Source organism: Pseudomonas asplenii, from assembly GCF_001293465.1.
In the GTDB taxonomy this organism is placed as follows: domain Bacteria; phylum Pseudomonadota; class Gammaproteobacteria; order Pseudomonadales; family Pseudomonadaceae; genus Aquipseudomonas; species Aquipseudomonas fuscovaginae_B.
On the sequence record NZ_JSYZ01000010.1, the window covers coordinates 72,548 to 99,049 of the forward strand.

The 26,502-nt window shown below is 56.4% G+C and carries 28 protein-coding genes and 3 pseudogenes; 17 read left to right on the forward strand and 14 right to left on the reverse strand.

Annotation, left to right across the window (positions count from 1 at the left end; genetic code table 11):
• From PF66_RS15385 to PF66_RS15410, 7 genes are all read right to left on the reverse strand, one after another.
• Window positions 1–2,686, reverse strand: a 2,686-nt coding sequence (locus PF66_RS15385; protein ID WP_275044502.1) for a calcium-binding protein, incomplete at its 3' end; no start/stop codon positions are given.
• A 53-nt stretch (window positions 2,687–2,739) separates the two neighbouring features.
• A complete protein-coding gene (locus PF66_RS15390; RefSeq protein ID WP_054063158.1) occupies window positions 2,740–3,210 on the reverse strand; it encodes a hypothetical protein in 471 nt (156 codons plus the stop codon).
• Window positions 3,211–3,408: 198 nt separating this feature from the next.
• A complete protein-coding gene (locus tag PF66_RS32745; protein ID WP_152973031.1) occupies window positions 3,409–3,954 on the reverse strand; it encodes a hypothetical protein in 546 nt (181 codons plus the stop codon).
• Between the two features lie 40 nt (window positions 3,955–3,994).
• On the reverse strand, window positions 3,995–5,419 hold the full coding sequence (locus PF66_RS15395) for an HlyD family type I secretion periplasmic adaptor subunit (protein WP_054063159.1): 1,425 nt from the start codon (window positions 5,417–5,419) through the stop codon (window positions 3,995–3,997).
• Window positions 5,420–5,425: 6 nt separating this feature from the next.
• Entirely contained in the window at window positions 5,426–7,570 is a 2,145-nt protein-coding gene (locus tag PF66_RS15400; RefSeq protein WP_054063160.1) for a type I secretion system permease/ATPase, read from the reverse strand.
• 167 nt (window positions 7,571–7,737) lie between these two features.
• Window positions 7,738–9,201 (reverse strand): TolC family outer membrane protein, encoded by a 1,464-nt coding sequence (locus PF66_RS15405; RefSeq protein WP_054063161.1) that lies wholly within the window; start codon window positions 9,199–9,201, stop codon window positions 7,738–7,740.
• 270 nt (window positions 9,202–9,471) lie between these two features.
• Window positions 9,472–10,164 (reverse strand): hypothetical protein, encoded by a 693-nt coding sequence (locus PF66_RS15410; RefSeq protein WP_152973032.1) that lies wholly within the window; start codon window positions 10,162–10,164, stop codon window positions 9,472–9,474.
• 143 nt (window positions 10,165–10,307) lie between these two features.
• Here PF66_RS15410 and PF66_RS15415 point away from each other — a divergent pair, with 143 nt between their 5' ends.
• From PF66_RS15415 to PF66_RS15425, 3 genes are all read left to right on the forward strand, one after another.
• Window positions 10,308–11,969, forward strand: coding sequence for a hypothetical protein (locus PF66_RS15415; protein WP_054063163.1), 1,662 nt, complete (start codon window positions 10,308–10,310; stop codon window positions 11,967–11,969).
• Window positions 11,970–12,056: 87 nt separating this feature from the next.
• Entirely contained in the window at window positions 12,057–12,497 is a 441-nt protein-coding gene (locus tag PF66_RS15420) for a hypothetical protein (protein WP_054063164.1), read from the forward strand.
• A gap of 739 nt (window positions 12,498–13,236) precedes the next feature.
• On the forward strand, window positions 13,237–13,647 hold the full coding sequence (locus tag PF66_RS15425; RefSeq protein WP_054063165.1) for a hypothetical protein: 411 nt from the start codon (window positions 13,237–13,239) through the stop codon (window positions 13,645–13,647).
• Window positions 13,648–13,820: 173 nt separating this feature from the next.
• Here PF66_RS15425 and PF66_RS15430 read toward each other — a convergent pair whose 3' ends face one another.
• The gene (locus tag PF66_RS15430; RefSeq protein WP_054063166.1) at window positions 13,821–14,372 is read right to left on the reverse strand and encodes an STY4526/YPO1902 family pathogenicity island replication protein; all 552 of its coding nucleotides are present in this window, start codon (window positions 14,370–14,372) and stop codon (window positions 13,821–13,823) included.
• A 48-nt stretch (window positions 14,373–14,420) separates the two neighbouring features.
• Window positions 14,421–14,618, reverse strand: coding sequence for a hypothetical protein (locus tag PF66_RS15435; RefSeq protein ID WP_054063167.1), 198 nt, complete (start codon window positions 14,616–14,618; stop codon window positions 14,421–14,423).
• Window positions 14,619–15,460: 842 nt separating this feature from the next.
• On the opposite strand from PF66_RS15435, the gene PF66_RS15445 reads away from it, so the two are divergent.
• The 11 genes and pseudogenes from PF66_RS15445 to PF66_RS15490 form a co-directional block, all read left to right on the forward strand.
• Entirely contained in the window at window positions 15,461–15,853 is a 393-nt protein-coding gene (locus tag PF66_RS15445; RefSeq protein ID WP_054063169.1) for a hypothetical protein, read from the forward strand.
• 88 nt (window positions 15,854–15,941) lie between these two features.
• Window positions 15,942–16,592: a hypothetical protein gene (locus tag PF66_RS15450; RefSeq protein ID WP_054063170.1), complete on the forward strand. Its 651-nt coding sequence runs from the start codon at window positions 15,942–15,944 to the stop codon at window positions 16,590–16,592.
• A 364-nt stretch (window positions 16,593–16,956) separates the two neighbouring features.
• Window positions 16,957–17,697: a TIGR03747 family integrating conjugative element membrane protein gene (locus tag PF66_RS15455; protein ID WP_054063193.1), complete on the forward strand. Its 741-nt coding sequence runs from the start codon at window positions 16,957–16,959 to the stop codon at window positions 17,695–17,697.
• Window positions 17,698–17,947: 250 nt separating this feature from the next.
• Window positions 17,948–18,283 (forward strand): RAQPRD family integrative conjugative element protein, encoded by a 336-nt coding sequence (locus tag PF66_RS15460; RefSeq protein ID WP_081009866.1) that lies wholly within the window; start codon window positions 17,948–17,950, stop codon window positions 18,281–18,283.
• Entirely contained in the window at window positions 18,280–18,513 is a 234-nt protein-coding gene (locus PF66_RS15465) for a TIGR03758 family integrating conjugative element protein (RefSeq protein WP_054063171.1), read from the forward strand. The genes PF66_RS15460 and PF66_RS15465 overlap by 4 nt, the downstream gene beginning before the upstream one ends.
• Before the next feature lie 38 nt (window positions 18,514–18,551).
• Complete coding sequence (locus PF66_RS15470; protein ID WP_054059682.1) at window positions 18,552–18,926, forward strand: TIGR03745 family integrating conjugative element membrane protein; 375 nt, start codon at window positions 18,552–18,554, stop codon at window positions 18,924–18,926.
• 12 nt (window positions 18,927–18,938) lie between these two features.
• Complete coding sequence (locus PF66_RS15475) at window positions 18,939–19,343, forward strand: TIGR03750 family conjugal transfer protein (RefSeq protein WP_054059681.1); 405 nt, start codon at window positions 18,939–18,941, stop codon at window positions 19,341–19,343.
• The gene (locus tag PF66_RS15480) at window positions 19,340–20,008 is read left to right on the forward strand and encodes a PFL_4703 family integrating conjugative element protein (protein WP_054063172.1); all 669 of its coding nucleotides are present in this window, start codon (window positions 19,340–19,342) and stop codon (window positions 20,006–20,008) included. Before PF66_RS15475 ends, PF66_RS15480 begins: the two co-directional genes overlap by 4 nt.
• Window positions 20,009–20,072: 64 nt before the next feature.
• On the forward strand, window positions 20,073–20,312 hold the full coding sequence (locus PF66_RS32750; protein WP_152973033.1) for a DUF3438 family protein: 240 nt from the start codon (window positions 20,073–20,075) through the stop codon (window positions 20,310–20,312).
• Window positions 20,309–21,781 (forward strand): TIGR03752 family integrating conjugative element protein, encoded by a 1,473-nt coding sequence (locus tag PF66_RS15485; RefSeq protein ID WP_054063173.1) that lies wholly within the window; start codon window positions 20,309–20,311, stop codon window positions 21,779–21,781. Before PF66_RS32750 ends, PF66_RS15485 begins: the two co-directional genes overlap by 4 nt.
• A 103-nt stretch (window positions 21,782–21,884) precedes the next feature.
• Window positions 21,885–22,277, forward strand: a pseudogene (locus tag PF66_RS15490) (hypothetical protein); the annotation flags it as partial.
• A gap of 22 nt (window positions 22,278–22,299) precedes the next feature.
• On the opposite strand, the gene PF66_RS15495 reads toward PF66_RS15490, so the two are convergent.
• A complete protein-coding gene (locus PF66_RS15495; RefSeq protein WP_054063175.1) occupies window positions 22,300–22,815 on the reverse strand; it encodes a hypothetical protein in 516 nt (171 codons plus the stop codon).
• Between the two features lie 47 nt (window positions 22,816–22,862).
• Here PF66_RS15495 and PF66_RS33465 point away from each other — a divergent pair.
• Window positions 22,863–23,030 (forward strand): annotated as a pseudogene (locus tag PF66_RS33465) (IS5/IS1182 family transposase); the annotation flags it as partial.
• Between the two features lie 330 nt (window positions 23,031–23,360).
• Window positions 23,361–23,492, forward strand: coding sequence for a DUF2256 domain-containing protein (locus PF66_RS32090; protein WP_081009867.1), 132 nt, complete (start codon window positions 23,361–23,363; stop codon window positions 23,490–23,492).
• 212 nt (window positions 23,493–23,704) lie between these two features.
• On the opposite strand, the gene PF66_RS15500 is transcribed toward PF66_RS32090, so the two are convergent.
• From PF66_RS15500 to PF66_RS15520, 4 genes are all read right to left on the reverse strand, one after another.
• On the reverse strand, window positions 23,705–24,346 hold the full coding sequence (locus tag PF66_RS15500; RefSeq protein WP_054063176.1) for a DUF1349 domain-containing protein: 642 nt from the start codon (window positions 24,344–24,346) through the stop codon (window positions 23,705–23,707).
• Window positions 24,347–24,396: 50 nt separating this feature from the next.
• The gene (locus PF66_RS15505; protein ID WP_152973034.1) at window positions 24,397–24,684 is read right to left on the reverse strand and encodes a hypothetical protein; all 288 of its coding nucleotides are present in this window, start codon (window positions 24,682–24,684) and stop codon (window positions 24,397–24,399) included.
• A 216-nt stretch (window positions 24,685–24,900) separates the two neighbouring features.
• Complete coding sequence (locus PF66_RS15510; RefSeq protein WP_054063178.1) at window positions 24,901–25,080, reverse strand: hypothetical protein; 180 nt, start codon at window positions 25,078–25,080, stop codon at window positions 24,901–24,903.
• 703 nt (window positions 25,081–25,783) lie between these two features.
• A complete protein-coding gene (locus PF66_RS15520) occupies window positions 25,784–26,242 on the reverse strand; it encodes an Hsp20 family protein (RefSeq protein WP_054063179.1) in 459 nt (152 codons plus the stop codon).
• Between the two features lie 155 nt (window positions 26,243–26,397).
• Between PF66_RS15520 and PF66_RS33470 the strand changes: the two are divergent.
• Window positions 26,398–26,493: pseudogene (locus PF66_RS33470) on the forward strand (DUF2256 domain-containing protein); the annotation flags it as partial.
• Window positions 26,494–26,502: the final 9 nt, after the last annotated feature.

A 26,502-nucleotide genomic window follows, 5' to 3' on the forward strand; every position in this document is an offset into this window, starting at 1 on the left:
CGCCTTCCAGGCGGTCATCGCCACTCAGGCCGTGAAGAGAGTCGTTTCCTCCCAGGCCCCTAAGGTCGTCATTAACCTGATCCATACCAGTGAGTGTGTCGTCATCTCCCGTGCCGTAAGTCGTGATCACGGCAGCAGTTAGCTCTTGCTGTCCCCAGACAGTTCCATCCGCGAACTCAATACGGCTCAACTGTGAGTAGTTGCTGAAGCTATAGGCCGTTAGGAGCCAGTTCATGATCGTGACACGGTCTTGACCATTAATGTGCTGCAGCACCAGATTCGCACCGTCTCGACTGACCTGGATGTCCGAAGCCTTGATGCCAGCACCGAAACGCAACACGTCGGTGCTCCACATGGACTCTGCTTCATAGATAGTGTCCTGACCATCCCCCAGATCAAAGAGGTAGGTGTCGCTGCCAGTGGAGCCTATCAACACATCGTTACCGGTGCCGCCTGACAGGATGTCGATACCATACCCACCATTGAGCGTATCGTCGCCTAAGCCTCCGTTGAGAGTGTCGTTACCCTCACCACCGTCCAAGTTGTCGTTACCCGCACCGCCGATCAGCGTATCGTTTCCAGCACCTCCGGTTAGGCTATCGTTGCCCTCGCCGCCATCAAGCTGGTCATTGCCCGAACCACCAATGAGCGTGTCATCGCCACCCATCCCGTTTAAAACACTGTAGTAACCATCGATGCTGGTAATCTTGTCATTCGCTTCTGAGCCGACAACATCAAGTTTCCCATCTTTAAGCCACAACCCCACTTCAGAAATAATCTGATTTTTTACTTCTCCGGACAGCAAAGGGCTTTGGATCAGGTCCTGAAACTCCTCGAAGGCGTTAGTCAACGATACGGCGGATCGTTCCAGAAAAATCGCTTTGAGAGGAGACCAGTCCATACTCAGCGTTCCGCCTTCGAGCTTCATTTCGACGCTATCGATGTACGGTTTTAGGCGAGTCTGAAAAAGCAAGCCGGCATAGACGGACCGACGTAACTCTTCGTATGCACGATTGATAAAAGATGCCTGGGTTCCATCTATTCCCAGATTCGCTTCCGTAACAGTCGCCTTTCCATCTTGGGAAGAGATCAAACCAAGCCCATGAAGTGTTCCGAAAGTCATTGACAGCTGGTAGTAATTATTAACAACCACTCCAGAATTAAAGTTAAAGAAATTCTGAGAATTGAAGACTTCCAGTACCTTTATTCGTTCCAAAAGCTGCCGAGCGCCCTGCTGAGCAAGTGTGGGCGGTGCGCCACTTACATCCCATGAGTATTGAAAGCGAACGTCTAAGCCAGCCGTATCGAGTGCATCAATACGCTTGTCAAAGGTGGCATAGTTGGCACTTTTTGCCCAATCTGCAAGTAACTGGTCAATCAAACCAAGCTGCTCATCACGACTGTGCGCCTGACTGTAGGCCAACAATGTGGTTTTCAACTGATCATCCTGCATTGATGCCTCACGCAGATCGCGCACTGCACCAGAGCCAGTCATATTAGGCAAAGCCTTGACTGTCTCATCTAAAGGGATCTTGTCAGTAAACTCTCGATAGAACGGATTGGACGCCAGGTCCAGATTTGCAGCGAGGCTCTGATTGCCATTTACCGTGCCAGTATGTCCATCAGCAAAAGTAAAAGTACCGGTAGCACTGATGATATTGCCATTTGAGTTTTTATTAGAATCAGTCGATGCCAGATTTATCGACTGAATATGTAATTCATTCAGGCTTTTTAGCTCACCGGCTTGCGAGATACCATCTTGATTTTTATCTTGCCAGACAAGGACATTTTTGAACTCGGCATCTTGGGCATCGAACACACCGTCGCCGTTACTGTCCAAGTCACTTAGGGCATCAAAACCATTGCGAGCTTTCGCGCCATCTGACTTGACTGTATCGACACCAAACAGCTCACGCCCACTATCGATCAGTCCATTACCATTTCGATCAAGGACCAAGAACCCATCATCGCCCTTTACCCATCCAGTACCAGTCTTAACGCCATCACCATCGAAATCGAATGTAATACCGGTATCTGCAGAGGCCGTCTCGATTCCATCACCATCTAGATCTAGCGTAAGCGGATCAGCTCGCGGGACGAAATTTAGCGCTCCAACAAAGGAGTCGTTCACCCCACTACTTACTTCACTGCCCCCTCCAAGGCTAGATGCAAGCATGGATTTCACGCTCTTAGAGATCCAGTCATAGCCTGCACCCAAAGCCTCCTCAATAACTTCTTCAGTTGACCGTCCGGCTGACGCAAGATCTTCTATTACCTTAGCAACATCGATGTCAGGGTAAAGATCGCGCAAACCATCTGCCAGCCCATCGATATTCTCCGGTTCGGAAAGCCAATCTGACACTTCCTTTAGAACATCACTGAGCTCATCTCTTGACAACATCAACCCAAGCACAGCACTGACAATGGCGACCGGAACAGAGGCTTCAAGGACAATCGCAAATGCAGCCACGGTACCAATAATGGCCCCTGTGGCCCCCAAGATATCTTTACCAGATATGGAACCTTCGCTACCACCTTTTATTAATACACCTCCCTGCCAAATCAAATTAGAAAGCTGCAGGCCGGGGTTTTTTGCAAAAATTGCTGAAATCAGACCAAAAGAATTCGTCACACCTTCAAAAACAGTCTTTGAATCAATCAGGTCATCACCAGACTTGTTGATCATCAAGGCATCTATTAAATCTTCAAATAACTTTGTTCTCGCCACACCCAATTACCTCAAGGCAAAATTCTTTTAATAAAAACAACAACACCAAAGAAAATCAAAACCACAGAGTAGCTTCGTGCTGCCCGCACAAAACATGAGACCTTTTCCGAGAAAGGAATAACCTCAAATAACTCAGAGAACTTCACCTTCCCCATCCCTTTATCGAATTTCTCAAGATACAACTCCTGCATATACCCATAGAAAAAGATCAAGAAAAACAACAATAAACAAGCGAGATCTTTAACTCGATCACGCAAACTAACCGGAGGACCAATAGGCAGAACAAAATATAATACAAGGCTAGCAACAATCAGAAGCAAACCAAATACCGGCAGTACAGTGCCCCCCTTCTTCCGCGCCCTAAGATTCCCCATCAAATCATAAGGTTTGAATTTTTTATCCACATCAAATCTAGCCTCAATCCCAGAAGCATAGTAAGGCAAGAACAGAAGAAACCCCAAAAACATAACCAAAAAACTCATTTAAAAACCTCCACCCGCACTAGGAAATTAACCGCTAGCCAAGCAACACCACAGTCCATTTAAATAATATTTTCATCACCCCTTATCCTTGAGCAGACGAATGAAAATAAGTTTCAGGGTATGCTTCAACAGACCGAAGACGACTCAACCCACCCAACAGCGAGGCACTCATTTCCAATAAGACCATCATTCACTCCATTAATTTCCAATGGCTACTCTTGAAGTCAACACACCCAACACAAAATCATCAATGACCTTGAAATTCACATACCCCTTTGAAAATTGATAAAGAATTTCTAATCCCTGAAACGCCCGATTACCCTCACTAACATCCCCTCCACCAACATACACCCGCTGACCATCTACGCCCTTGAACCTAAATAGCTTCCTATCACCTGCCTCATAAAACTCAACACCGTCAACACTGGAAGCTAACGACATGTATTTAATACTTACATCACCACGTACCAAATCGCTCGAAATCTTGCGTACACGATCAACAACCACAGAGCCATCAATAGCCCTACCACTCAACACTTCACCACCTGGATAATTAACATAGAACGTCAAAACAGCCCCATTGAATCTAGCTTTTTTGCACTCCGCACCCGCCCCGTTGAACACCACCTTCGGGCCACTATCAAAGTAAAAATCACAGCTACCAAACGCCTTCGAGCCACACAAAAAAATGGCAGCCGTTAAGAGAAGCGGAGAGAACAATTTTGATCGCGCACACTTATCCATTCGCATTAAACTCCCATCGGAGAAAACCGGCACAGCGCGATTATCGCTCGCTCAAACTTGAACTCGCATAGGCCTCCAGAGGACTCAAGAAGTACTCGATCACGCGTCGCTTATCCGTCTTCGCCTCCGCCGTCACCGACATGCCGGGAGACAGCAAAACCTCTTTCCCTTGCACATTGACCTTATCCTTGAGCAGTCGAATACGGCTGCTATAGATCGGCCCGCGTTTCTCGTCCTCAATGGCATCGCTGGAAACGCTCACCACCTCACCATCGACTGTGCCGTACTTGGTGAAAGTGAAGGTCTCAACCTTCACGGTGACCGGCTGCCCAGGCCGCACAAAGCCAATGTCCTTGTTCTCGAACATCGCCTCGACCTCAACTGGCTGGTCACTTGGAGCAATGACCATCAGCGGCTGCGCCGCGGTCACCACGCCGCCAATGGTGTGCACCGCCAATTGCTGAACGGTACCGTCCACAGGAGCGGTCAGGCTCATCAGATGATCGCGCTGCTCGGCCTTGTTGAGTTCCTGGGTGAGTGACGCCGCCTTCTGTTCCGACTGCTGTTGCAGGTCCAGCATCGTGCGCCGCGTTTGGGCCAGCAGTACTGACCGCCTGCGCTCGGCTTCTTTTTTCGAGGCCTCGACTTCGGCGAGGCGCGATTGCTGCACGGCCATGTCCCTCTCCTGGTCCAAAAGAGCCTGCTGCTTTTCCAGGTAGGCGTGACGGGGCACGTACTGCTGCTCCAGCATCTGCTGGTAGTCCTCAGCCAGACGACGGGCGATCGGCAACGTTTTGTGCAAGGACGCCAGCGTTGCCTTGGTGGACTGTATCTCGGCGGACCGCTGTTCGATTTCTGCGTCGATCTGTTCCATCGAGCTGCGCAGTTCTAGGTATTGCCCCTGTAACCAGCGCTGGGCCGCCAGCTCTTGCTCAGGAGCCGCCTGAGGGATGCGCCCAACAAGTGAGCCAGGTTCCTTGCCGGTCTGAATGGCTTCGATCAGGGCTGTCGCACGTGCGGTGTCCACCTGGGCAGCAAGCAACTCGCTCTGCAAGCGTTTGATGTCAGCTCCGGTGGCACTGGTGTCCAACTCGACCAGCACCTCCCCGGCCTTCACAGCCTGCCCGTCGTGCACCTTGATCGATTTGACGACAGCAACCTCACTGGGTTGGATGGTCTTGCTCTTACCGCTGGCAACCACCTTCCCGGTGGCGGTGGCAACAACATCAATCTGGCCAAAAATGGACCAGAGCAAAGCCAGCAGCGCAAACAACATGATGACCCACTGGATGTAACGAGGCGCGGGGTGAACGGGCTGATCCTGTAGCGCCAACGCCGCCGGTAGAAACTGCACCTCATGGGGCAGGCGTTTGGGTGCATCCATCGACTTGCGCTGCGCCCACGCCTGTTTCCAGACACGACAATACCGTCGAAACAGCTCACGACCTGCTGAAGCTTGGCTCATGACAACTTATCCTTGTTGCAAACGGTACAGACGCGAGTAATGCCCTGCTTGAAGAGTCAGGAGTTCGGCATGACTGCCTTGCTCCACGATTTGCCCACGGTCCATGACGATGATTCGGTTGGCATCACGCACAGCAGAAAGTCGGTGAGCAATGATGATCACCGTCCGCCCTTTGCAGATCGCCTGCATGTTCTGCTGGATGATCCGTTCCGACTCATAGTCCAAGGCACTGGTGGCCTCGTCGAAGATCAGAATACGGGGGTTGCCGATCAGAGCCCGGGCGATGGCAACACGCTGACGCTGGCCGCCGGACAGGGAGGCGCCATGCTCGCCTACTACGGTGTCGTAGCCCTCGGGTAACTCTAGGATGAACTCGTGCGCACCGGCCATTTTGGCGGCGTGCATGACGGCCTCCAGCGGCGCACCGGGATCCGTCAGAGCAATGTTCTCGCGAATGCTGCGGTTGAACAGCATGTTGTCCTGCAGCACAACCCCGATCTGCCGACGCAACGAGGACACGTCCGCCAGTGCCAGGTCCATGCCGTCAACCAGTACACGCCCTCGCTCGGGTACGTACAGTCGCTGCAACAAGCGAGTCAGGGTGCTTTTGCCCGAGCCTGAGCGCCCAACCACGCCGATGACTTCGCCAGCCTCTACCACCAGCTTCACGCCACGCAGCACCTCCGAGCCCTCCGGGCGATAACGGAAGTGCACCTGGTCAAATTCGATACGTCCCTTGAGGGTGAGCAGCGCGCTGCGTGTGGCTTGGGACAGCTCGGTGCGGGTATTGAGGATATCGCCCAGGCGCTGGACCGAAACGCCCGTCTGCTGGAAGTTGGTCCACAACTGCGCCAGGCGCATGATCGGCTGGGCGACACGGCCGGCCAGCATATTAAAAGCCACTAGTTGGCCGACCGACAGTTGCCCATCAATCACCAGACGTGCCCCCAACCACAGAGTCGCCACCGTAACCAACTTACCGATCAGCGAAACGGCCTCGTTAGCGATGGTGGATAGCGTCTGGGTCTTGAAACCAGCCGACACGTAGGCCGCCAGTTGGTTGTCCCATTTGCGGGTGACCTGCGGCTCGACAGCCATCGACTTGACGGTGTCGATGCCATTGATCGTTTCGACCAGAAAGGACTGGTTCTCGGCACCGCGGGCAAAGCTCTCGTTCAGTCGAGCCCGCAACAGCGGCGTGATGAACAATGACACGATGAAGTACAGCGGCAACGACACCAGCACAATCAGGGTCAGCCACCCGCTGTAGAAACACATCACCGCAATGAAGACCACCGAGAACAGCACATCCAGCAGCAGCGTGATGGCATTGCCGGTCAGAAAGCTTCGAATGTTCTCAAGCTCCCGCACGCGTGCCACGGAATCCCCCACTCGCCGAGCCTGGAAGTACGCCAGGGGCAAGGTCACCAGGTGACGAAACAACCGCGATCCGAGCTCGACATCGATCCGGCTGGCGGTGTGGGCAAACACGTAACTGCGCAGACCACTGAGCGTAGACTCAAACAACATGATGCCCAACAGACCGATGGCCACGACATCAAGGGTGGTCAGCCCGTGGTGCACCAGCACCTTGTCCATCACTACCTGGAAGAATAACGGCGTCAGTAAGGAGAAAATCTGCAGAACCAGCGATACCAGCAACACCTCGCCCAGCAGCTTTCGATACTTGACGATGGCCGGAATGAACCACGTGAAATCGAACCGTGAAACCTCACCGGCCTGCGAGGAAGCCGATTGGACCAGAATCAGCTCACCATTCCAACGCGCCTGCAACTGCTCGGTGCTGAGTACCGTCGGGCGCTGCAGAAGCGGATCGTGGACTAGTGTTTTTTCCTGGTCGACACGGGCAATGATAAAAAAGCTACCGTCGTTCGAGCAGGCAATGGCGGGCAAAGGGGTTTGCGAAAGGCGTTCGGCGTAGGTACGGACGGCCTTGGTCTTGAGCTTTAGCTGCTTGGCAGCCAACAGGATGTCCGGCTTTGAAAATCGCTGACCTTCCGCGACATATTCGTGCGCCAATTGCTCCGGCGATGCGGCAACACTGTGAAACCTTGCCAACATGACCAGGCACGCAAGGCCAGTATCAACAGTATCCGAGGACCGAGCAGCCCCCCCGCCTTGTTCGTGCATACAACCGCATCCTTGCTAAAAGCTTCAAGCCCGTAATACCCCGTCAGACGCGGGGCAGGCAGATAATATGCGGACGGATTCAACGGCGGAAGGGCAAAACGACATCAGCCATGCATTTCCCAAACAATATTTCACTTGACACTCAAAAATATGGTTTAACGCCCGAATTAAAGGCTTTTGCTGTCTGCCCGAGGTGCTGAAAACCGCGACGAATCCAGGTTGGTGTTGGCCATTTCAGGCGGCAAAAAATCGCGCTGCGGGTCATAGTCCGCCTTCAGGTACTGGGCCAGGCTCTGCAAGTCTGCAGGACTGAGCGTGCCAGCCGACTGTTTCAGGCGAAGGTTGTTCAGGATGTAATCGTACCGGGCGTTGTTGTAGTCACGGACCGAGGTGAACAACTGCCGCTGGGCATTGAGTACGTCTACCGTGTTGCGACTGCCGATATCAGCGCCGACCTTGGTAGCCTTGAGCGAGCTTTGGGCCGACAGAATAGTTTTTTTTCGGGCCCGAATCTGCTCGATGTCCGAATTGACAGCGCGATAAAACCCTCGGGTATTGAGCACCACGTCCCGGCGCTGCCCTTCCCTCTGTTCCTCACTCTGGCTCAGCTTCTTGTAAGCCTCCCGAGCCTGGGAACTGGTTCGGCCACCGCTGTAGATCGGCAAGTTGACCTCAAAGCCAATCGAGCTTTGGGTGACGTTGTCACGATAACCGTCCCGACCAAAGTCGCTAGGGTTGCTGTAGCCGAAGCTATCGTTGTCGCCCTTGCGGTAAGAGGCCACTGCATCCAGTGTCGGAGCGTGCCCAGCCTTGCGCTGGGAGAGCACCTGTTCAGCCGACTCAACGGCCATGTCACTGGCCTGCAGTTTGAAGTTCTGTTTCATTGCGGCATCGACCCACTGTTTGGCGTCGGCTGGAACCGGTGCCAGCACTGGCAAATGATGCTCAATCCCTTCGATGCTGGTGTAGTCGTGATGGGTCAGATGGACCAGTTGTTCGAAGGCATCGTCGACCTTGCGCGCCGCCAGTTCCCGATTGGCTTGGGCATTGTCGTAGGCAGCCTCTGCATCGAGCACGTCGGTGATGCTGGCCAAACCACCTTTTAGGCGCCCGCGGGCCTGTTCCATCTGCTGTTTGAAGGCAACCTCTTCAGCCAGCGCCGCAGCATGGGTGTCAGAGGCGCGCAATGTCTCGAAGTAGGTCTCGGCGGTTTTCAGGATCAGTTCCTGCTCCGTCGCTGACAGCTCGATAGCGGCCTGGGAGACACTGGCCTTGGCGGCCTTCAGACCATACCAGGCATCCGCCCGAAACAGTGGCTGCCTCAGGTTGGCCTGGTAGGTAGTCCCACTGCGGGCGCGGGTCAGCTCGGGAGCATCGCGCTCCAGTCGAGTCGACTCGATCGTTGCACTGGTGTTGATTGCCGGCAACAGGTTGGCGCGTGCCTGCGCAATCGCTTCCTGTTGTGCTTCGAAGCCGGCCCGGGCAGCCTTGAGTTCGGCGTTGTTCGAGACCGCCTCGCGATAAACCGACATCAGTTCGGCGCGGTCAGATGGGAGCGATTCCAGTTGAGCTGCCAGTACACTGACAGGCGTCAAACACACCATCAACCAGACGCAATACCTGCGGGTCATGAACAAGTCCTTTTGTGAGGCCAAAAAACGAGAAAGGGGCACAGTGGCCTCGCGGGCGAGCACGCTATGTCAGTGCATGCGGCAAGTCAATTTCATCACACTCAGAAAGAAACGAAATAGTCCTGCGAAATACGGTGGGCTGCAAGTCTACGCATAGCTCGCTGCGCGATCTTCAGAAATGCTGAAAAAGGTGTTTTTCCATTCCACCAAAGAAGAGATTCGTACTCAGGCGCTCAACCAAGTGGGTGGTCTGATGAGCGCCCAAGCCACTTAGTGACGCAGGGCAGTTGTACGATCCTTAATGGGATCAAGAAAGCTACCAAGACTAAAAGCAATGGCTGACACCAAAGGAGGCAGTACTAGCGTGCTGTGCATTGCGCCAAAGAAGACACTAAGGCGGTACAGTTGGTTTTCGTAAATACCTCGCGTGGACTGCCCCACATCAGGTCCGAAAATTACTGTCGAGATCAGACCAGCACAAACCAACAGCCCGGCAAACGATATCCAGCTTTGCCGATAGCTCGAGACTCTGAAGAAGGTGAGAAAACTTCCCTTTAGCGAGAACCGACAAAATAGACACACCCACACCATCATGCAGGTCAACAGCATAAAGTCTTTTTCGTAGATCCAGGCAGCTTTTTTCAAAAAGTCCAACTGACCGTTAGCAACAAAGTAGCTCTCTGCACGGGCAATGACAGGCAACCAACGGTGCAAATCGCTGTCGAGCGCTATGTCGCTATAAAAAATACCCAAGCTGGTCAACCAAGAAATAACCCAATAGGTTATCCAGCCGTACAGCAAAGCTTTAAGCCCCATCCCTGAATTCCTTCCACCACATTTCAAATACGCGTACAGCACCTGATCAGCAACTTTTGCGCTGCAGCAACCGGGCCGATAATGCAAACCAACACCAATCGCAAACGATAATCGCTGTTGACAAGGGGTAGCCATCTTGGCATACATGCCGGCTTTTCGCCATAGGTCTCTTCGTCAACGCATCATGAAGACACCCAAAGGACAGGGTCAGGCGGCTAGGACGTCATGATGGGTTAGCCATCATGCGCGCAAGTCATCCGGCGTGTGGATGAGTAGAAGGAAATAAACGTATGGCCTTTACAGCCAAGGAAATCGAGCAAGCCAAACTCATCTCGGATCTTGTAACCGCGATGGGAAACTCGCTCAAAAACAACGGAAATCCGAAACTGAAGGCCTTGGGTGAGGCACTGGCCAATTCAGGAGACATCGGCGGTATATTGTCCGACTTTGCCAGTATGGCTGAGTCGACGGAGGACATTGCGAGTGTGCTCGATAGCGCGGCAAAAGTTTCCGCCGGGATGTTGGGGACTGTGGCTGGAGTGGCGGCACTAGAAGCCCTGATTACCATGTCGGTTCCTTTTGCCTTAGGGATCGGCGCCCTTACTACGGTATATCCCATCGTGGGAACCCTCGCATTAGGCGGCTTCCTCTACGGCGCCGGATGGGCTGGTAGCAAAGCAGCCGAAGGGATCTATGGTTTGAGCAAGCTAGCGGCAAGTGACTGGAGCAAGCAAGCGGCAAGAACTGTCTATACATTCATGAAGCTCAACCCAGCTTCGCTACCCGAAAACTTCGATATCAATCGACCGCCAGTGCTGGAACTCGACGTAACTTACGTCAATGGGCACTATGATGGGTATAACATCGAAGAAGGTACTCAGAGGTTTATTGACAACTATCAGCGAGGCTTGGACCGAGGCTTCCTTCAGCAGGCACAAAATCAAATCAATAATTTTAACTTCTCACTTTCAAGCCTGATCAAGCCAGGCGATGATTTCCTTCATTATGACAAAAATGGCCTGCTCCAGTGGAATGGAGGTTATAACGCACTTCAAGATTACGCGTTCAATCGTGGTGGGCTTGATCTCTCAGGCAGCGACAGTTGGCAAAGCGCTTTCAATGAAAAACTGACCAATCTGGTCGACTCGGCCAGAAATATGGAAGAGTTCATTAATAACAATTACGGCCGGGCTAACGAAGCGTTGGCAGGTCAGGCCTCCGCTCTTGCTGACAGAGCCGGTGAGACATCTAGCATCATTCAGGACGCACTAGCGGAGCTGACACCGCTGGCGTTTGACCTCAGCGGAAATGGGATTGGGACACGCTCAATTTTCGATGGCATCAAGGGCTTCGAATTTATTCCAGGAGAAAAAGGTGCCTACCACGGCTGGCTAGATGCCAACAGTGGGTTCCTGGCCCTGGATCGTAATGGCAACGGCACGATCGATGATGGAACCGAGCTGTTCGGCGGCCCAACAGAGGATGGTTTTACTGCTTTACGCCGACTTGACTCCAATGGTGATGGGCATATCGATGCCTCCGATGAGCTCTTCGAAAAGCTACTGGTTTGGCAGGATACCAATCAGAACGCCATTTCAGACGAAGGAGAACTCAAGACGTTGCGCGATGCGGGCATCAAATCGATTTCGCTGAATGACGTTGAGAGTACCCATCGCCCCGACATGAACGGCAACACTATCAAGTGGATCTCCGAGTACACCTTGGAATCGGGCGAGACCCGCGAGATCGCAGACGTCTATTTCAGCTACAGTAAACCGGCTTCGGCGGTGTCAGATAAGCCAACGACTAACAGTTCGATCGATCCGGTCGTGGAACAGCAGACACAAATGTTGATCAGCAGCATGGCCGCGTTCAGCCCGTCGGCTGGTGGCGAAGCACTGCAATCCACCAATCCGTCTGAACCGCTCAATGTACAACTAGCGGTCATTTGAGGGCCATGGCAACCGCTGTCGCGTCAGCGGTTGCCTACCAGTCCGGGAAAATTCGTAAGCAATCGCCTTCCCCCTTAGGAGACAAGCATGGATGCTCATAAAATCAAGAATCACAGCGACGTGACTGCCGATCCATTTCCTGATGTTCAGAAGGTTCTTGGAGATGATCTCGCCGCGCTTAAGAGCAGGATTTTCCATCTATTTTCCATCAGGTTCGAAATAGTCCTGCCCCACGAAATGGCAAAAACTCAGAAGATTGTCGTTTCTGTTCACCCCGACAACGCAGCGGATGATCACTTCTCACTGAGCGAGTGCTTCCAATACCTGGGCATACGATCCAGAGAGCGGGTGTTCATCAACTGGGGCCGATTCGATGACATCGACGCCTTACGCACCACGGACCTCTTCAAGGTGTTCTCCAGCATCTGGTACCCAGGTGTTGACGACATTGAGATCTTCGACGAGAGCCTGAATTGGATGGTGGCGATCGCTCACGACGGCACGGTGGCGTTGAGGTTTGGCCCCTGAGTGCCAGCAATCAAACACTGCGCTTTCTTGAAGGCCAACCCATACGTCCCAACCGCCAACTCAGGTGGCCTACTGCCTGCGCAAGGTGCAAAAGGGTTTCGGAACGGATCCACAGCGGCCTCAAGAATACTGATCTCTACACAAATAGAGCTATGTCTAGCTGAGTTCACTATACATAGCTAGATATCTATATATTTCACTAGAACTGCTGAACTGAAGGACCCAATCATCTACTCGGCTCAGGATTGCAGGGCCTCGCCTAACGTTCATCAGCCATTCATCTACTTGGGCTGATCAGAACGGCATCAAGGTTAGTGACAGCGCCAAGCAGCGTCGATAAACAAACGAGCGAGTCGCGTTTTCCCACACGAGATAGAGCCGCGCCTGAACCTTTTCCCGCACAGTCTCCTTCACCAAGCACCGGCTTGATATTTGTCGTACGTCGCTCACCAAAACTGTGGAAACAGCCCGTTGCAGATGGACTTTTGACAGCCCTCCTGAGCTTGTCCATTGTGAAGGCGCGTACTGCTGGCCTTGTCAGCAACATGCCAATGTAGCCGGGATCTGAGAGCTACGATGCGCCATTGCGCATGATCCATGCTCAGGTCGCCAAGCTTCCGGTAATGCGACCGATCGACTGCCATTGCGGTCGAGGAAGCACTGCTGTTCTGAATGTTTTCCCCCCATACGGGTCATGCCCGTATGGGCAGGCCCTCCCCTGTGAAATCTGGAGGTCTGAATGAAGACACAAACAACGATGTACCAAGCACTGTTGGCGGCTGAGTGTTGCGACACACACGCCACGTTGATCCTGCAGACACTGGATATCCCGAAAGATCTGCGACTGCTCTTTGAACCGGGCAGGCTGCTGATGACCGACGGAGTCCAGGCGCTTCAAGCCGTAGGTCTACTCGACGGCCTTCCCTACCTGATACGGCATCTGCTGTGCGACTGGGGAAACCTCAAGGCTGCACAATGGGCGGTCAACCTGCAATCGCTACAAAACGGTGAAGGACTGCTCTCGATCTATTACGCCGGTGGCAATGACGAAATCTGCCTGTACCTCTACAGCGCCCCAAGCCGGGCCTTTACGTTGATGTTGCTGGCAGACGAGCTTGACTGCATGCAACACCTGCAGACCCAGAGATAATTTAATCTGACTGTTCGCCTACTCACCGTCACCGGTGAGTAGGCTTTTTGCGATGCCAGACGGCGTTCAACAACGATCGATCGTTCTCGCGGTGGCCTGAGGCAAGCCGGCACAGTTCACGGTGTCGCCTGCCGCAGAGCGATGAATTGCTTTCTCGGTACCACTGCCAAACCTCAGACCAGGTCGTCGGAAATCCACTGTTGGATCTGGTTCCAGATCATCGCCAGGTTCAAGGTCGGCTCGCACTCGGTCATCAGCATCGCGACATGCAGCACCGAGCGCGGATCGTTCGGGTGGGTGCCCTGCTCCTTGGATATCCGTCGCCAGTGTTCCCACAGGCGCATTTCATCATCATGACCAATGAGTGGCCAGCGCCCCCGGCGGTGTTCAAGGCCCAGCATGTTGCGGCGTACAGCAACCTCCTTGGGCGGCAGCCCAAAGAGCTGGTGAAGCATGGGAGAGCTGGCGCCGAGGGTGAGAGCCCGGCGGATCAGGCCCTCCTCGTCATCACTCCGGACATGGGCCATCAGGCGCTGAACGACATCGCTGTCGACCAGCAGCTTGAACCAGGGCACCGGTGAATTCACCAGGGCCCCGACGCAACGGGGATCGATCAGGGCCTCCAGGTCCCGCTCCTGAAACCCCATGGCCAGACAATTGCGCAACTGGCCGCTCTTGATGTTGTTCATGATTTGAAAGGCGACAGCCATATTCAAAGGGTGCATATCAACCACTCCATGGTCAGTGATGGCCCGCGCGCGGGCCGGTGTGTTTCAAGCAAGGTACGCCTTTGGGCGAGGCTCAGGTTCGCCTGTGCGCCCAAATTCGAAGCCCAGGATTTCAGCGCCTGCAAAGCCTTCGATGTGGCCGACCAGCTCAAGCAGCAGGCCGTCACGCCGGCGTGCCTGCACGCTGATTTTGAGCAGGATCTGGCAGGTCTTTTCAGCGGTGTGTTCAGGACTCATGTCCATAGGTGAGTACTCCCTGTGATGCCTATCGCCTCCATCTGCGACGGGCTTGATGGATGAGCAGGCCGTGAGGCTTCACCCAGGCAGTGCGCGATGGGCCCCATGACGGGAGCGCCCTTCGCCTGCCCTGCTGCTCAATTGTGTGTTGCCCATGAATATGTAGTTGCTGGGACCACAACCCTCTGTAGGGCAAAGCATCGCGCCAGCGAGGAAAAGCAGGCGTCGTGTGTGAGGCATTGTGGGAGGCCCTTGGCCGGTGGAACGCTGGGGCAGTGATTGGCTCGCAGGCCTAAGCCCTGGAGGGTTGCCAGCCGAAGACTTGAACAGGGCAGTCATCTATTGGGTGGAGCTGATCCTGGCAGAGAGTCGTCGCCAGCGTTTGAACTCACCGCCAATGCCCGCTGAGCAGCACCTGGAGCGCGATGTCGGCCAGCAGGCTACCGCGCGCGTGCGCCTTTGCTGCCAGAGGAATCAGCCATGTCTGACCGATGCAGCGCGCGCCTTCCTGCGCCTGTCGAGGATGGCGTTCAAAAGGCGCAGGCGCGCTTTCGCACAGCGTGTCTGCGCCGGCAAAAACTTGTTGCAGTGGGTGTTTTGACAGCCCTGGGTGGGGGTGTTCATTGTGCAGGGGCGTACTGCTGGCCTTGTCAGCGACATGCACAGTAGCTTGGGATCGGAGGAGCTACGATGCGCCATTGCGCATGATCCACCCCATCGGTCGCCAAGCTTCCAATGATGCGACCAACCGACGGCGATTGCGGTCGGTGGAAGCATCGCTGTTCTTGTTTTCCCCGCACGGGTCTTGCCCGTCGGGGCAGGCCCATCCCATAAAATCTGGAGGTCTGATGAAACTGGATATGGCGCTCTACAAAGCCTTGGTCGCCGCCGGTGTCCCGGAGAAAAACGCACACGATGTGAGTGAAGCCCTGGAGTTCGAAAGAACCTCATTGCTCGCCAGCAAAACCGATGTCACCGAGTCTCGTCATGACCTGAAGCTGGAGATTACGGCGTTTCGCGCAGAGATGAAGTCGGACCTGTCGAAGATTCTGCTCGACGCCTCCACCCTGCGCGGTGAGTCGAAAGACACAGCCTTGGCGCTCAATACGAGCCTGATGATGATCAACACCAAGATGGACGCCATGAGCCACAAGCTGACCGTACGGCTGTTTCAGTCGTTCGCAGCCCTGGCGCTGGCGCTCGGTACCGTGACGGCCCTGAGCATCAAGTACCTGGCCTAACCCTCTGCTTCAACCCACCCACGCGGGGAATGTCTCCCCGTCGGGCGAGAGGTTCTCCGCGTTTGCCTTTGTGAACAGGAGAATCCCCATGGAAAAAATACTGGACGTGCTGCGGCCGCTGTTTCCGTTTGTCCGTAACCCCTACGCACCCCATTCGTTTCTGCGACTGGATGCGTTTCACAAGCAGTTCACCGTCGTCTGTACCGGCGAGATGAAACTGCCACTCAACGATCATGGCTTGGGCTATCGCCAGGTCAGTGCGGAATACACCATGGGTCATCGTAGCTCGATCGAGGACGCCATCCGCTTCTGTACCTCGAAGTTCCACGACCTGTATGTCTACCCGCAGATCAAGGCCGGTGCAGCGTTTGAGCCGCATCTGGTGGAGATCTTCTACACCGCGGGCAAGGCCTACAGAGCCAGCTCCCAAGCCTTGGGCCTGGGCGTTCCCTGCGTTCTGTGGGGGGTGGTCGAGGAGTCGGAGATCATCTGGCGCCGCCCTGATGAGGTGGTGAACGAGATCCACGAGTTCCAGTACTGGCTGGATACGTTTCAGCGTCAGTTCACCGCAGAGACCTGCACCGACGAGGTGGACATCGCCAGGATCGTCGGCCGAGCAGCCCCGGAGCTGAAGAAGTTTGCCGATCGGCTGAAATGGCGGAACTTCGCGCTCAAGGCGCTCGATCAAACGGGCGTGTCCTGCGTGACGGAGCAGTACCCCTCCAGCAGTGGCCGTTGAGACAAGATCGCTGCACAACCCTGCAGGTCAGGCCCCGCGCCTGACCTTCTGAAACACCCTCACCTCAGCCCGACTCTGTCGGGCTTTTCTTTTGTGCCACGCCCCGGTTGGTGACCACCCTCACCTGACCGAGTCTGGACCTGATCGCAGTGCCCTCATCCGCTTCAAACGCTGTGCGCCCTGGACGTGTGCTGCTCGGCAAAACGCTCCAAGGCGGGTCTCGTTTCTGCGGCGTAATAGCCCCGTCGATGTGCAAGCCTGTGCCCCATCTCACGTGAACACGCCTGGGCGCTCACCTCCTGCCCGCCCCGCTGCCGGCATCTGCCGAGCGGCAGGCGCTCACGCCCCTTGAGCGCGGATGCCCATGGCCAATACGACTGACACCGCAAAGAACCAGCAAGCCTACCGTGAAAAGGGGCCGATCAGCCGACTATTGGGCCTGCCCTTCACCCTCCTCGGCATCCTGATGGTGGCGCTGTTTTTCAGCATCGTCAGCGAGTGGGTCGGCCTGTTCTTTTTCTGGCCCGAGGAAGGCTGGCGCCATTCCCAGGACATGCTCAACAGTGAATTGACCTGGATCTCGACGGCCTTCCCCAACAGCCTGCTGCTGAACGAAGTGGAGCAAAACGCCCGCTGGATCATCGTGCAGGCCTATGAGTGGGGCTTTGAGAAAACCGGCCTGATCGAGTGGATCGTCCAACCCGCCCAACAGACCCACCCCGCGATGGCCGGACCTCAGCGGCATCTGCTAAAGGCCTATGCGTACCTCGAAGACTATGGCCTGGCGGCCGTGTACGCCGTGCTGACCCTGCTGGCGCGCGTGATGATCCTGATCCTTACAATGCCGATGGTGCTGGTCGCAGTCTTTACCGGTGCCGCAGATGGCCTGGTGCGCCGAGACCTGCGACGCTTCGGCGCCGGCCGTGAGTCCGGGTTCATCTACCACCGGGCCAAGATGCTGATCATGCCGCTGTGGGTGGCGCCCTGGATCATCTACCCGGCCCTGCCCATGACGGTCAATCCCATGCTGGTGCTACTGCCCAGTGCGCTGGCCCTGAGCCTGGTGGTGAGTATCACCGTGGGCAGCTTCAAGAAGTACCTGTAAGCACGGTAAGGAAGATCGGCGATCTTCATCGCTCCAGCGCTGACCACACCCCAGCAGGCAACGTGGGACAGCACTGGAACGAAGTTCCATGCGCTCGCTACCCCACAGACAATAAACCGACGATGCCCCTGCCCGGTGGGTTCGGGCCGTATCCTGGCGCTAAAACTGACCGGTCCGATCCAGTTTTCTTGCTGTTGCTCCTCATGTCCTACGGCACGCTCGGAGAACTTTCTTTGAGCGGAATGCCCCGATGCCTGCTGTCATCCCCCTCCCGCGCTACATCGCACTCAGTCTCGTCCTCAGCCTCAAGGCGACCATGGCGCAGGCCGAGCCCACGGCTCAAGAACGCACGCTGCTCAGTGCCTGGCTGCGCCAGCTCGACACCCTGACCCAACAGGTCCACACCCGTGCGGCCCAGCCCGTCGATGAGCAGGCGCGTTTTCACTTCGACTATCCACGCCTGGCCGCTGATCTGGAGTTGATCCAACAGGGCATCGAGCACTACCTCACGCCCTCGCGCGCCCAGCCCCGGGCCTTGCCTGAATTGACCGGCCACTACACCCAGTCCACCGAGGCCATGCCATGAGCATGACGGACTTTCAGCTCAAGGCCTTTGGCGCCATGGGCGGCTTTACCCCTGCGCAAACCACCGCCTTGCTCTGTGGCCTGGTCCTGGCGCTGGTGTTTGCCGCCTGGGCCATTGGCAGTGCCTACCGCGCGTGGGCTCGCGGACAACTGTCACAGGGCCGATGGGCGGAAATCACAGCCAAGGTGGCGCTGATCTACATCCTGCTCACCCTGCTCCTGCTCAATTGATTTCCCGACACACACTCAACCACGCCATGGAGGCACTGATGAACCGCTTCTCCTCCCTCAAATCCCATTCCCATTCCCTGGCTCGCCGGGTCATCACCCTGGGTCTGCTCACCAGCCATCTGCTATCGCCTTCGCGCAGCCTTGCCGGGCTGCCCGAGTTGGAAACCCCCAGCCGACCGGGCACCGGCATCATCCAGACCCTGCAAAACCATGCGTATGACATCGTTTCGCTGATCGCCCTGCTGATTGCCGCGGCCTCGTTCTGCGGCGTGGCCTACCACGCCTACACCACCTACTCCGACGTTCAGAGCGGCAAAAAGACCTGGGGCCAGTTCGGCCTGACCTGCGGCGTCGGCGCCGCGCTGCTGGTGATCAGTATCTGGCTGCTAACCAAAGCCACGTCGGTGCTGTGAGGAGAAACCGCCATGACACATGATGCTGACCATTACCTGCCCGACGGAACCATTCGGTTTCTGCCCTCACGCCTCAATCACCAACCGGTCATTGTGCTGGGGCTCACCGCTGACGAAATGTGGCTCACCGTGATCGCCGCCACCCTGGTGGGGGCCTGTCTGGGTACCGCCGCCGCCATCGGGTTCAACAGCATTGCCCTGGCCCCCACGGGGATTGTGCTGAGCATTGGCGGCGGCCTGTTGGTCGGCGGCAGGCTGCTGCGTCGGCACAAGCGCGGCAAGCCCCAGACGTGGCTGTACCGTCATCTGCAATGGCGCCTGGCACTCGCCTGGCCCTGGCTGGCTCCCTGGATCGGCGCAACCGGTCTGGTGATGCGCTCGGGGCTCTGGAGCACACGCCGGAGCCCTGGGGCATGAGTCGCTTCAAGAACGAGGTGAACCGACTGCAGGCCCATGTCACGTCCCTGCGCATCGGCTGCGCGGTGCTGCTGGGCACGACGTTGCTCTCGGGACTGGGCTGGTGGGATGCCCCACGCAACCTGACCATCAACATCCCGCCCGACCTGCGCTCAGGCAGTACCCGCAAATGGTGGGAGGTGCCGCCGGAGTCGGTGTACACCTTCGGGTTGTATATCTTCCAGCAGCTCAACCGCTGGCCGGCGGATGGGGAGAAGGACTATCCCTCGGCCATCCATCGGCTATCGGCCTACCTGACCCCCAGTTGCAAATCCCAGCTGGAACAGGATGCCCAGAAGCGTCAGATCGCCGGTGAATTGCGCAACCGCACCCGTGGGGTGTTCGAGCTTCCGGATCGTAACTACGGCCGCTCTCCTCAGCTACGCGTCCAGGTGCAGGGACGCGATCAGTGGCTGCTGAACCTGGATCTGGCGACCGAGGAGTTCTTTGGCTCGGAGCGGATCAAGCAGACCTTCGTGCGCTACCCCATCAAGGTGGTGCGTCGCGATGTGGACCCGGAAACCAATCCATTCGGCCTCGCCATCGATTGCTACGACGGCGTCCCCAAGCGCCTGTCCGCAGGCTCATCAGGGACGGCTGCAAGCGCGCAGGACGCAGAGGGTTGAGGCCTCGATTACGGTACGGCCTGCGCTCTGGCTGCTCGGTTACACCGCCCAGGCGGTCGAACTGATGACCTATGACCGTCTGCCCCAGAACGTACCGCTGCACCTCGATTCACCGCACCCGCAGAGCAACTTCATCCGTGCGGCCTTTCAGCCTCCGTGCGTGGGGTCGGCGCACCCGAGTCGTGACACCTCATTGGTGTATCGGGTCATGCGCAGACGCGACCTGGCGCAGGCCCTGCTGCCCGTCGTCAGTGCGCCCGCTGCCCCTGCGGGGCCCAACGCTGTAGAGGGACTTCCCCAATGAAAAGTAATGCCCTGTTCAAGTGGCTGCTGCTACCCGTGGTAGCGCTCGCGCTGTTTGGCCTGATCAAGGCCTGCAGCAGCCAGCAGAGCGCCTCCAATGACTCTGATCCCCATCAATACCGCCTCACCCCTGAGGAAATGAAGCAACTGGGCATCGACGGCGACACGCCGCATGACACGGTCGCCACCCTGGTGGCCCAGACCAAGGCCATGCGCGAGGAACTCAAAACCCTGCTCTCGGAAAACCGGCAACAGAAAGAGGAAAACGATCGCCTGAGGCTACGCGAAAGCGAGGTGGATCTGCGGATCCAGAAGGCCGTGAGTGCCGAGCGGGAGCAAATGGGCAACGGCGGTCGACCAGACCTGAGCCCGCAGCAGAAAAAGCACCTGCTGGACGATCTCAGGCAGGCGCTGTCGACCGAGTTTCTCAGCAAGTCGAGTGAGGACCTGCCGATTGGCCTGGGGCTTGAGGCTGGCGACAGTGCATCATTCTCCACGGACGAACACGAGCTGATCTGGATCGAGCCTCAGGATGCGACCGCTGTCGACGCCAATGGCAAACCCCTACCCACCGGTTCCGGCCAGCCGGCAAAGGGGGTGAGCTTCCCCAACGCCTTCATCGAGCCGCCCACCCCAGGCCAGCGCCAGCTCAAGGACAGTACCGCCCTGGAGGGCGGCAATCCCACCGCCAGCGCACAGAAGGCCCCCGCCAGGGCGGTCTACACCCTGCCGGAAAACAGCACCCTGACCGGCTCCATCGCCATGACAGCCCTGATCGGCCGGGTCCCGGTGGACGGTGTGGTCAATGACCCCTACCCGTTCAAGGTGCTGATCGGCCCGGACAACCTCACCGCCAACGGCATTGACCTGCCGGATGTGGCCGGTGCGGTCCTCAGTGGTACCGCCGCCGGCGACTGGACCCTGTCCTGCGTGCGCGGCCATATCGTGAGCCTGACCTTTGTCTTCAACGATGGGCGTATTCGCACCCTGCCCGCGCCCCAGAAGCTGACCGGTCGCCAGGGCAACAGCGCCAGCGGCAATGCCGCACCGGGCAAGATCCAGGGCGGTATCGGCTGGCTCAGCGATCCCTATGGGGTGCCGTGTATCGCCGGTGAACGGCGCTCAAACGCCCAGCAGTACCTGGGCACCAAGAGCCTGATCACCGCCGCCGGCGCGGGGGTGGCCAAGCTGCTTGAAGCCGATCAGCCCGATGTCAGCAACGTGGTCGCACCGGGCGGCAGCGCCGTCAAGACCGGACCTTCGGCGCTCAACAGCATCCTCTCCGGGGGCGTGAAGGACATCGGCGACTGGGTCAACAAGCTCTACGGCCAGGCCTTTGCCGCGGTCTATGTGCAACCCGGCGCCCAGGTGGCCGTGCACCTGGATCAGCAACTGGAGATCGATTACGAACCCGAAGGCCGTCAGGTGCGGCAGTTGGCAGGAGCCTCCCCTGCCGACAGCCTCGATTAAGGCCATGCCCGGTTTATTGATGAGCGCGCTGCGGGTCAGCGGCTGCGCCACCGACAAGGACCAGTTGCTGCCCCACGGTCCGCACACTATGGTTGACATATGGGACGGTCGGTCCCCAGAATCACGCCGCCTGCGCCTGCTGGAAATGGCCGACGCCATGGACATGTTCTGCCAGGGCGTCAATGTCGATCTGTTCAACCGCGACGGCACGCCCTGGCCGGAAGCCGACATCACCCTGGTGGACCTCGCGACCTACGCACACGAGGGCTACAACGCGCAGTTGGTCCTCTCCAAGTCGATGGAGGTGCTGTTTCGTGCGGTACCGCCCAGCCTCTACCTGATCATGGCCATGACCGCACCGGAAGAGAAACCCGAGCGCTTCGAGCTCATGAAAACCCAGGGGCTCAGTGAGCTGGAAGCGGCCATGGCCATGGCGCGCCGGATAGATCAGGCCCGTGGGATTTCCAACACCACGATACTCAAGGGTGATACCTGAGTGCGCGGGTGGCGGGCCGCTCTTAGAGCTTGATGGGGTTCTTGTAAGCCGGCCTGCTGGTCTTCTCGATCATTTCATCCTTCAGCATCGCCAGGGCACAGTTAGCGAGGGTGAGCACGCCAATCATCCAGCACAAACGCACCATTTGATCTTGAGTGAGCGTCACCACCTCATCCGATAGGAAAAAGATGCCAGCGGCTACGCCTAAGCCTGTTCGGGTAATGGTCAACAGACCGGTCCCTACTTCAGCGATGAGCTTATGAAAAAAGCCGAATACCTGCGTACCCCGATCTGAACCAAAGCGCATCACGTACTTGAAGACAAACAACAAACCATAAGGAATCAACATCCAACCAAAGTATTCAATCAATGGCCCGATTGCCAGAAGCCCCGACACCATCTCTTCGAAGTCCTTGGAAGTTTTGCTGAACACCCAAATCGGCAACGTACCCAGCAGAAAAGCAAAGCCCCATTCGGCTGGAAGCTTACTGATCAGCTTCAGGGTGTCACCTTTAAAATTGCTAGCCCTTTTTCCCATGCTCGCTCCTCAAATGCATGCCCTTCAGAGAGCACAATACCAAGAACGAGCGTTCGCACGTCACCAAAGCCAACACCGTCATCTTCCACCCCAGACAGACCGACTGCGCGGCATGTTCGGTGAAAGCCAAGTGCTGCCCGAGCACTTCGATTCGCAAGATTGCTCACAGCGTCCATGAAGCTGCTCGTGATGTGGCTCGGCGCATTGCAACGACAAGGTGCTCCACTGCCCCACTGTCGAGGTGCTAGTGGCCATGTGCGGACAGGGGCGATGGCCTGCCACTTCGCTAAACATCGATAGTTATTGCGCTGGGGCTCCCCATTCATGGTGATCGGTGGCGTGGACCCGACACCCAAACCATTTCACAATTAACCGGCGGCGCCTCGCTTGAGAACCGATCACCTGAAGCGCCACGACGATCGTCTGCCAGGCAATGAGCGTAGGGCCACGATCATACAATCGTGACCGAACGGGTGGATCTGAACAGGACGCGCAGCGCCGACGCGGTCCGTTGTACATGCCTAATCGAATGAGGGTGGATCATTTTGAAAAAAAGCGAGCTTCCAGTAAAAGTCTGCGTCACCTGCGGCCTTCCCTTCACTTGGCGCAAGAAGTGGGCTCGCTGCTGGGAGGAGGTTCGTTATTGTTCGGAACGCTGCCGGCGCACCAAAAAATGAAGCCCCTCAAAAGTGCGTGGACGCCCATCAATCTGAAGGTCATCGGAACCTGTCTGCGCTAGAAGCCGTTATCCATTCTTTCGCCTTCCCGGCGTCGTTTTGCCGGCGCACCACCACCTCAAGAAGAGGTGATGCAGGTCACGCGCGTGGGGGTTCAGCAATACGAGCTTGGAGATTAGCGAGCAAGATGGGACCTGCTCGCGAACGGTTGCCTAGCTCAAATCATGCAGATCTCGGCCCAACGGACGTGTTAGAGACCACTCGGAGAACCTCACCCTCAAGCCCTCACGCTCCGGTGTGCAGCACATCGGGCCCACCTGGTAATGGTTTGCCTTTGGAAACGGTGCCAGTCTGAGAAGCGGCCAGACTTTCCCATCGGTCGAATACTGCACCCGCAGCACACCGTCAGAGACCGTTACACGCAGCCAAAAGCTGGTGGGGTCTCCCGTAAAGTGAGCGGGCGCCCAGTCCGACTGGCCTTGGGTCAGGACGCTGCTGATCATCGGGTTCCCGTCGTTGAACTCGATGCCCGCTTTTACCCACGTCTGCTCATTGAGTCTGACCATCAGGCCCGCTTGATCGTACAGCTCACGAAAATCGGCGTTCACCCTGACTTGGGCGGTAAAGTCTCCCTCGGTTTCAAAGGCCAGCAGGTGTCCGCTGTCCCGTATGAAGCCATAGTGGGTTTCACGCCAGAAATCGGTCTGCAGGCTCGTCATCACCTCAAGTGAGCCGTCTGGGTGGGTGAGATAATGCTTGGGTTCATTGAGCCAGTGGGCCTTGGCCCAGACCGATTCATCAAAACGCTTAGCGATCGCTGCGCTTGTCTTTTTACTCGTCAAAATGTCCTCCATGATTTGACTCTCGCTACTGGCTGCTTAGGAATACCTCCCGACGTCCTCTGTCAGACACGGAGCTGGTCGAATAGCTCTTGCAGAAAAATATCGCCCTCCACTGAATCTGACAGCAAATAACGACCCGACCAATGATCCCAGCCCGCTGTGAGACTGAACTCGGCACAGTGGAAGGTTGGATGAATTTCTTCATCCATGCCTATGACGGAGGCGCCCACGCGCGTGAATCCTCGGCGCTTTATCAATTCGTCTTCCAGCGATCGCCAGCACGTCTCTGGCCACTCGTTGACATCAAGTGACAGATGACCGTTAGCTGCCTTATGGAGAGTCGGACTCATCTTCTATCGTCCAAGGGGTGATGCGAAGGTAACGCATAAATACGGCGGCGACCTAATCAAGCGTGCCGATCAGATTTCGCTTGCTGCACAAGCCACTGTTTCGGGCTGCCGGCGGTTGCGACAGGAACAGCTCATTCGGTACCCGGGAATTGTGGACCACTTCAGCGGAAAACCTATTGTCTCCTCAAAGGCCTACGTCCCCAAATGGGGTCAAGGTTACTCGAAGACGTAGGTGTGAACCCGAGAGGGTTCAATATCAATGTCCTCGCCATTGTGGACTTTGCGCGACAGCTCCGACATCGCTCGGCTTAACGCTTCAACGCCCTCTCGCGAAGCATCCTCGTCCTCCTCGAAAATACCTTCCACCGAGTACTCAAGAACCTCACCGATATTCACCTATCACCTCACTTTTCGCTTGAAGCTTCATGCTTCGAAGCCCATTTCAACATTTTCGCCAGTTGATCGCGATCGGAATAACCCGAATCGACTCAGCGTCATACCGTTCGCGAGGGTCGTCTAGACCCTATTGTGAACCGCTAAACACTGCGCAAAACCCAGTCACCCCGATTCCTGTTTTCCTGCTGTCCTCGTCAGCGCTCTTCGGCACGCACGATGAACCTTATCCCAGCGAGCCGCTCCCATGCCCCTTGCCTTCAGACACCTTCGACGTCTCGCGCCCTCAGCCAGCTCTGCTGCGTATTGGGGTGCGGACCGAACCCTCGGATCAGGAACGCACGCCATGGGCGGTTTCACGCCAGCAGAAAGCACCACCCTGTTGTCGGGCCTGGTTCTGACCGTAGCGCTGATCTTTGCGGCCTGGACACTCAGCATCGGCTATCAGCCAGGCTAAGCACCTCAGCGTGCGCACCTCAGCGCCGTTTGCCGACCCAACGGGCCAGTGAGATCGGGCAGTTGCTGCCGCCTCAGTGGATGCCGGCCTGACTTACGCAAGGTGAGTTGGGCGGACGCTTTCCACAATCAGGAGATTGCATAGCGCAACCGCCATGCTCTGAAGGTCAAGGTCACTGATGCGCCGTCAGGAAGGTGCCTGAGATACCCACAAGAAAGAGGCGCTCCGAAGAGCGCCCCATTATTCACCTTACTGCTCACTGACCGGCCTGGAGTGAGCAGACTCAGCCCCTCCGATCATGATGCGCTTAGGCTTCGCTTCCTCCGGTACCACTCTAAGCAAGTCTATGTTCAGCAAACCGTTAGCGAGCTTCGCGCCCTGCACCTCGATGTGATCCATCAAGCGGAACGACAGCCGGAAAGCACGCTGAGCGATACCTTGGTGCAGGTAAGTGACATCTCCGTTGCTTTCTCGCTTATCGCCGGCGACCGTCAAAACGCCCTTTTCAACCTGAATGTCCAAGTCCTCCTCAGCCAAGCCAGCCACCGCGATGACAATTCGATATTGGTCATCACCGTGTTTTTCAACGTTGTGAGGAGGATAGGAAGTTCCGGCCTCACTGCGAAGCGCCGATTCGAAAAGATCGTTGAAACGGTCAAAGCCGACCGAGTGACGGAAAAGTGGGGCCAACGAAAGAGTAGTAGCCATTGCTAAATCTCCTGAGTTTTCTCCAAGTGATTTGAGGCGCGACCCGCATTCGGCATCGCGCAAAATCCTAAGTAGGAATCGAAGACAAAAATTCAAGGGCGCTCGGGAAATTTTTAGCGGTGATCTGATCACGCCGTGATCTACCAGCTGGGAGGAAGAAATGGGCACTCTGCTGGGATGAAGTGCGTTACTGCTCGAAGCGTTGCTGGCGCAAATCGCCTCTCAAGGTCAGATCGGAAAGGTTGGTATAGACTTCTTTG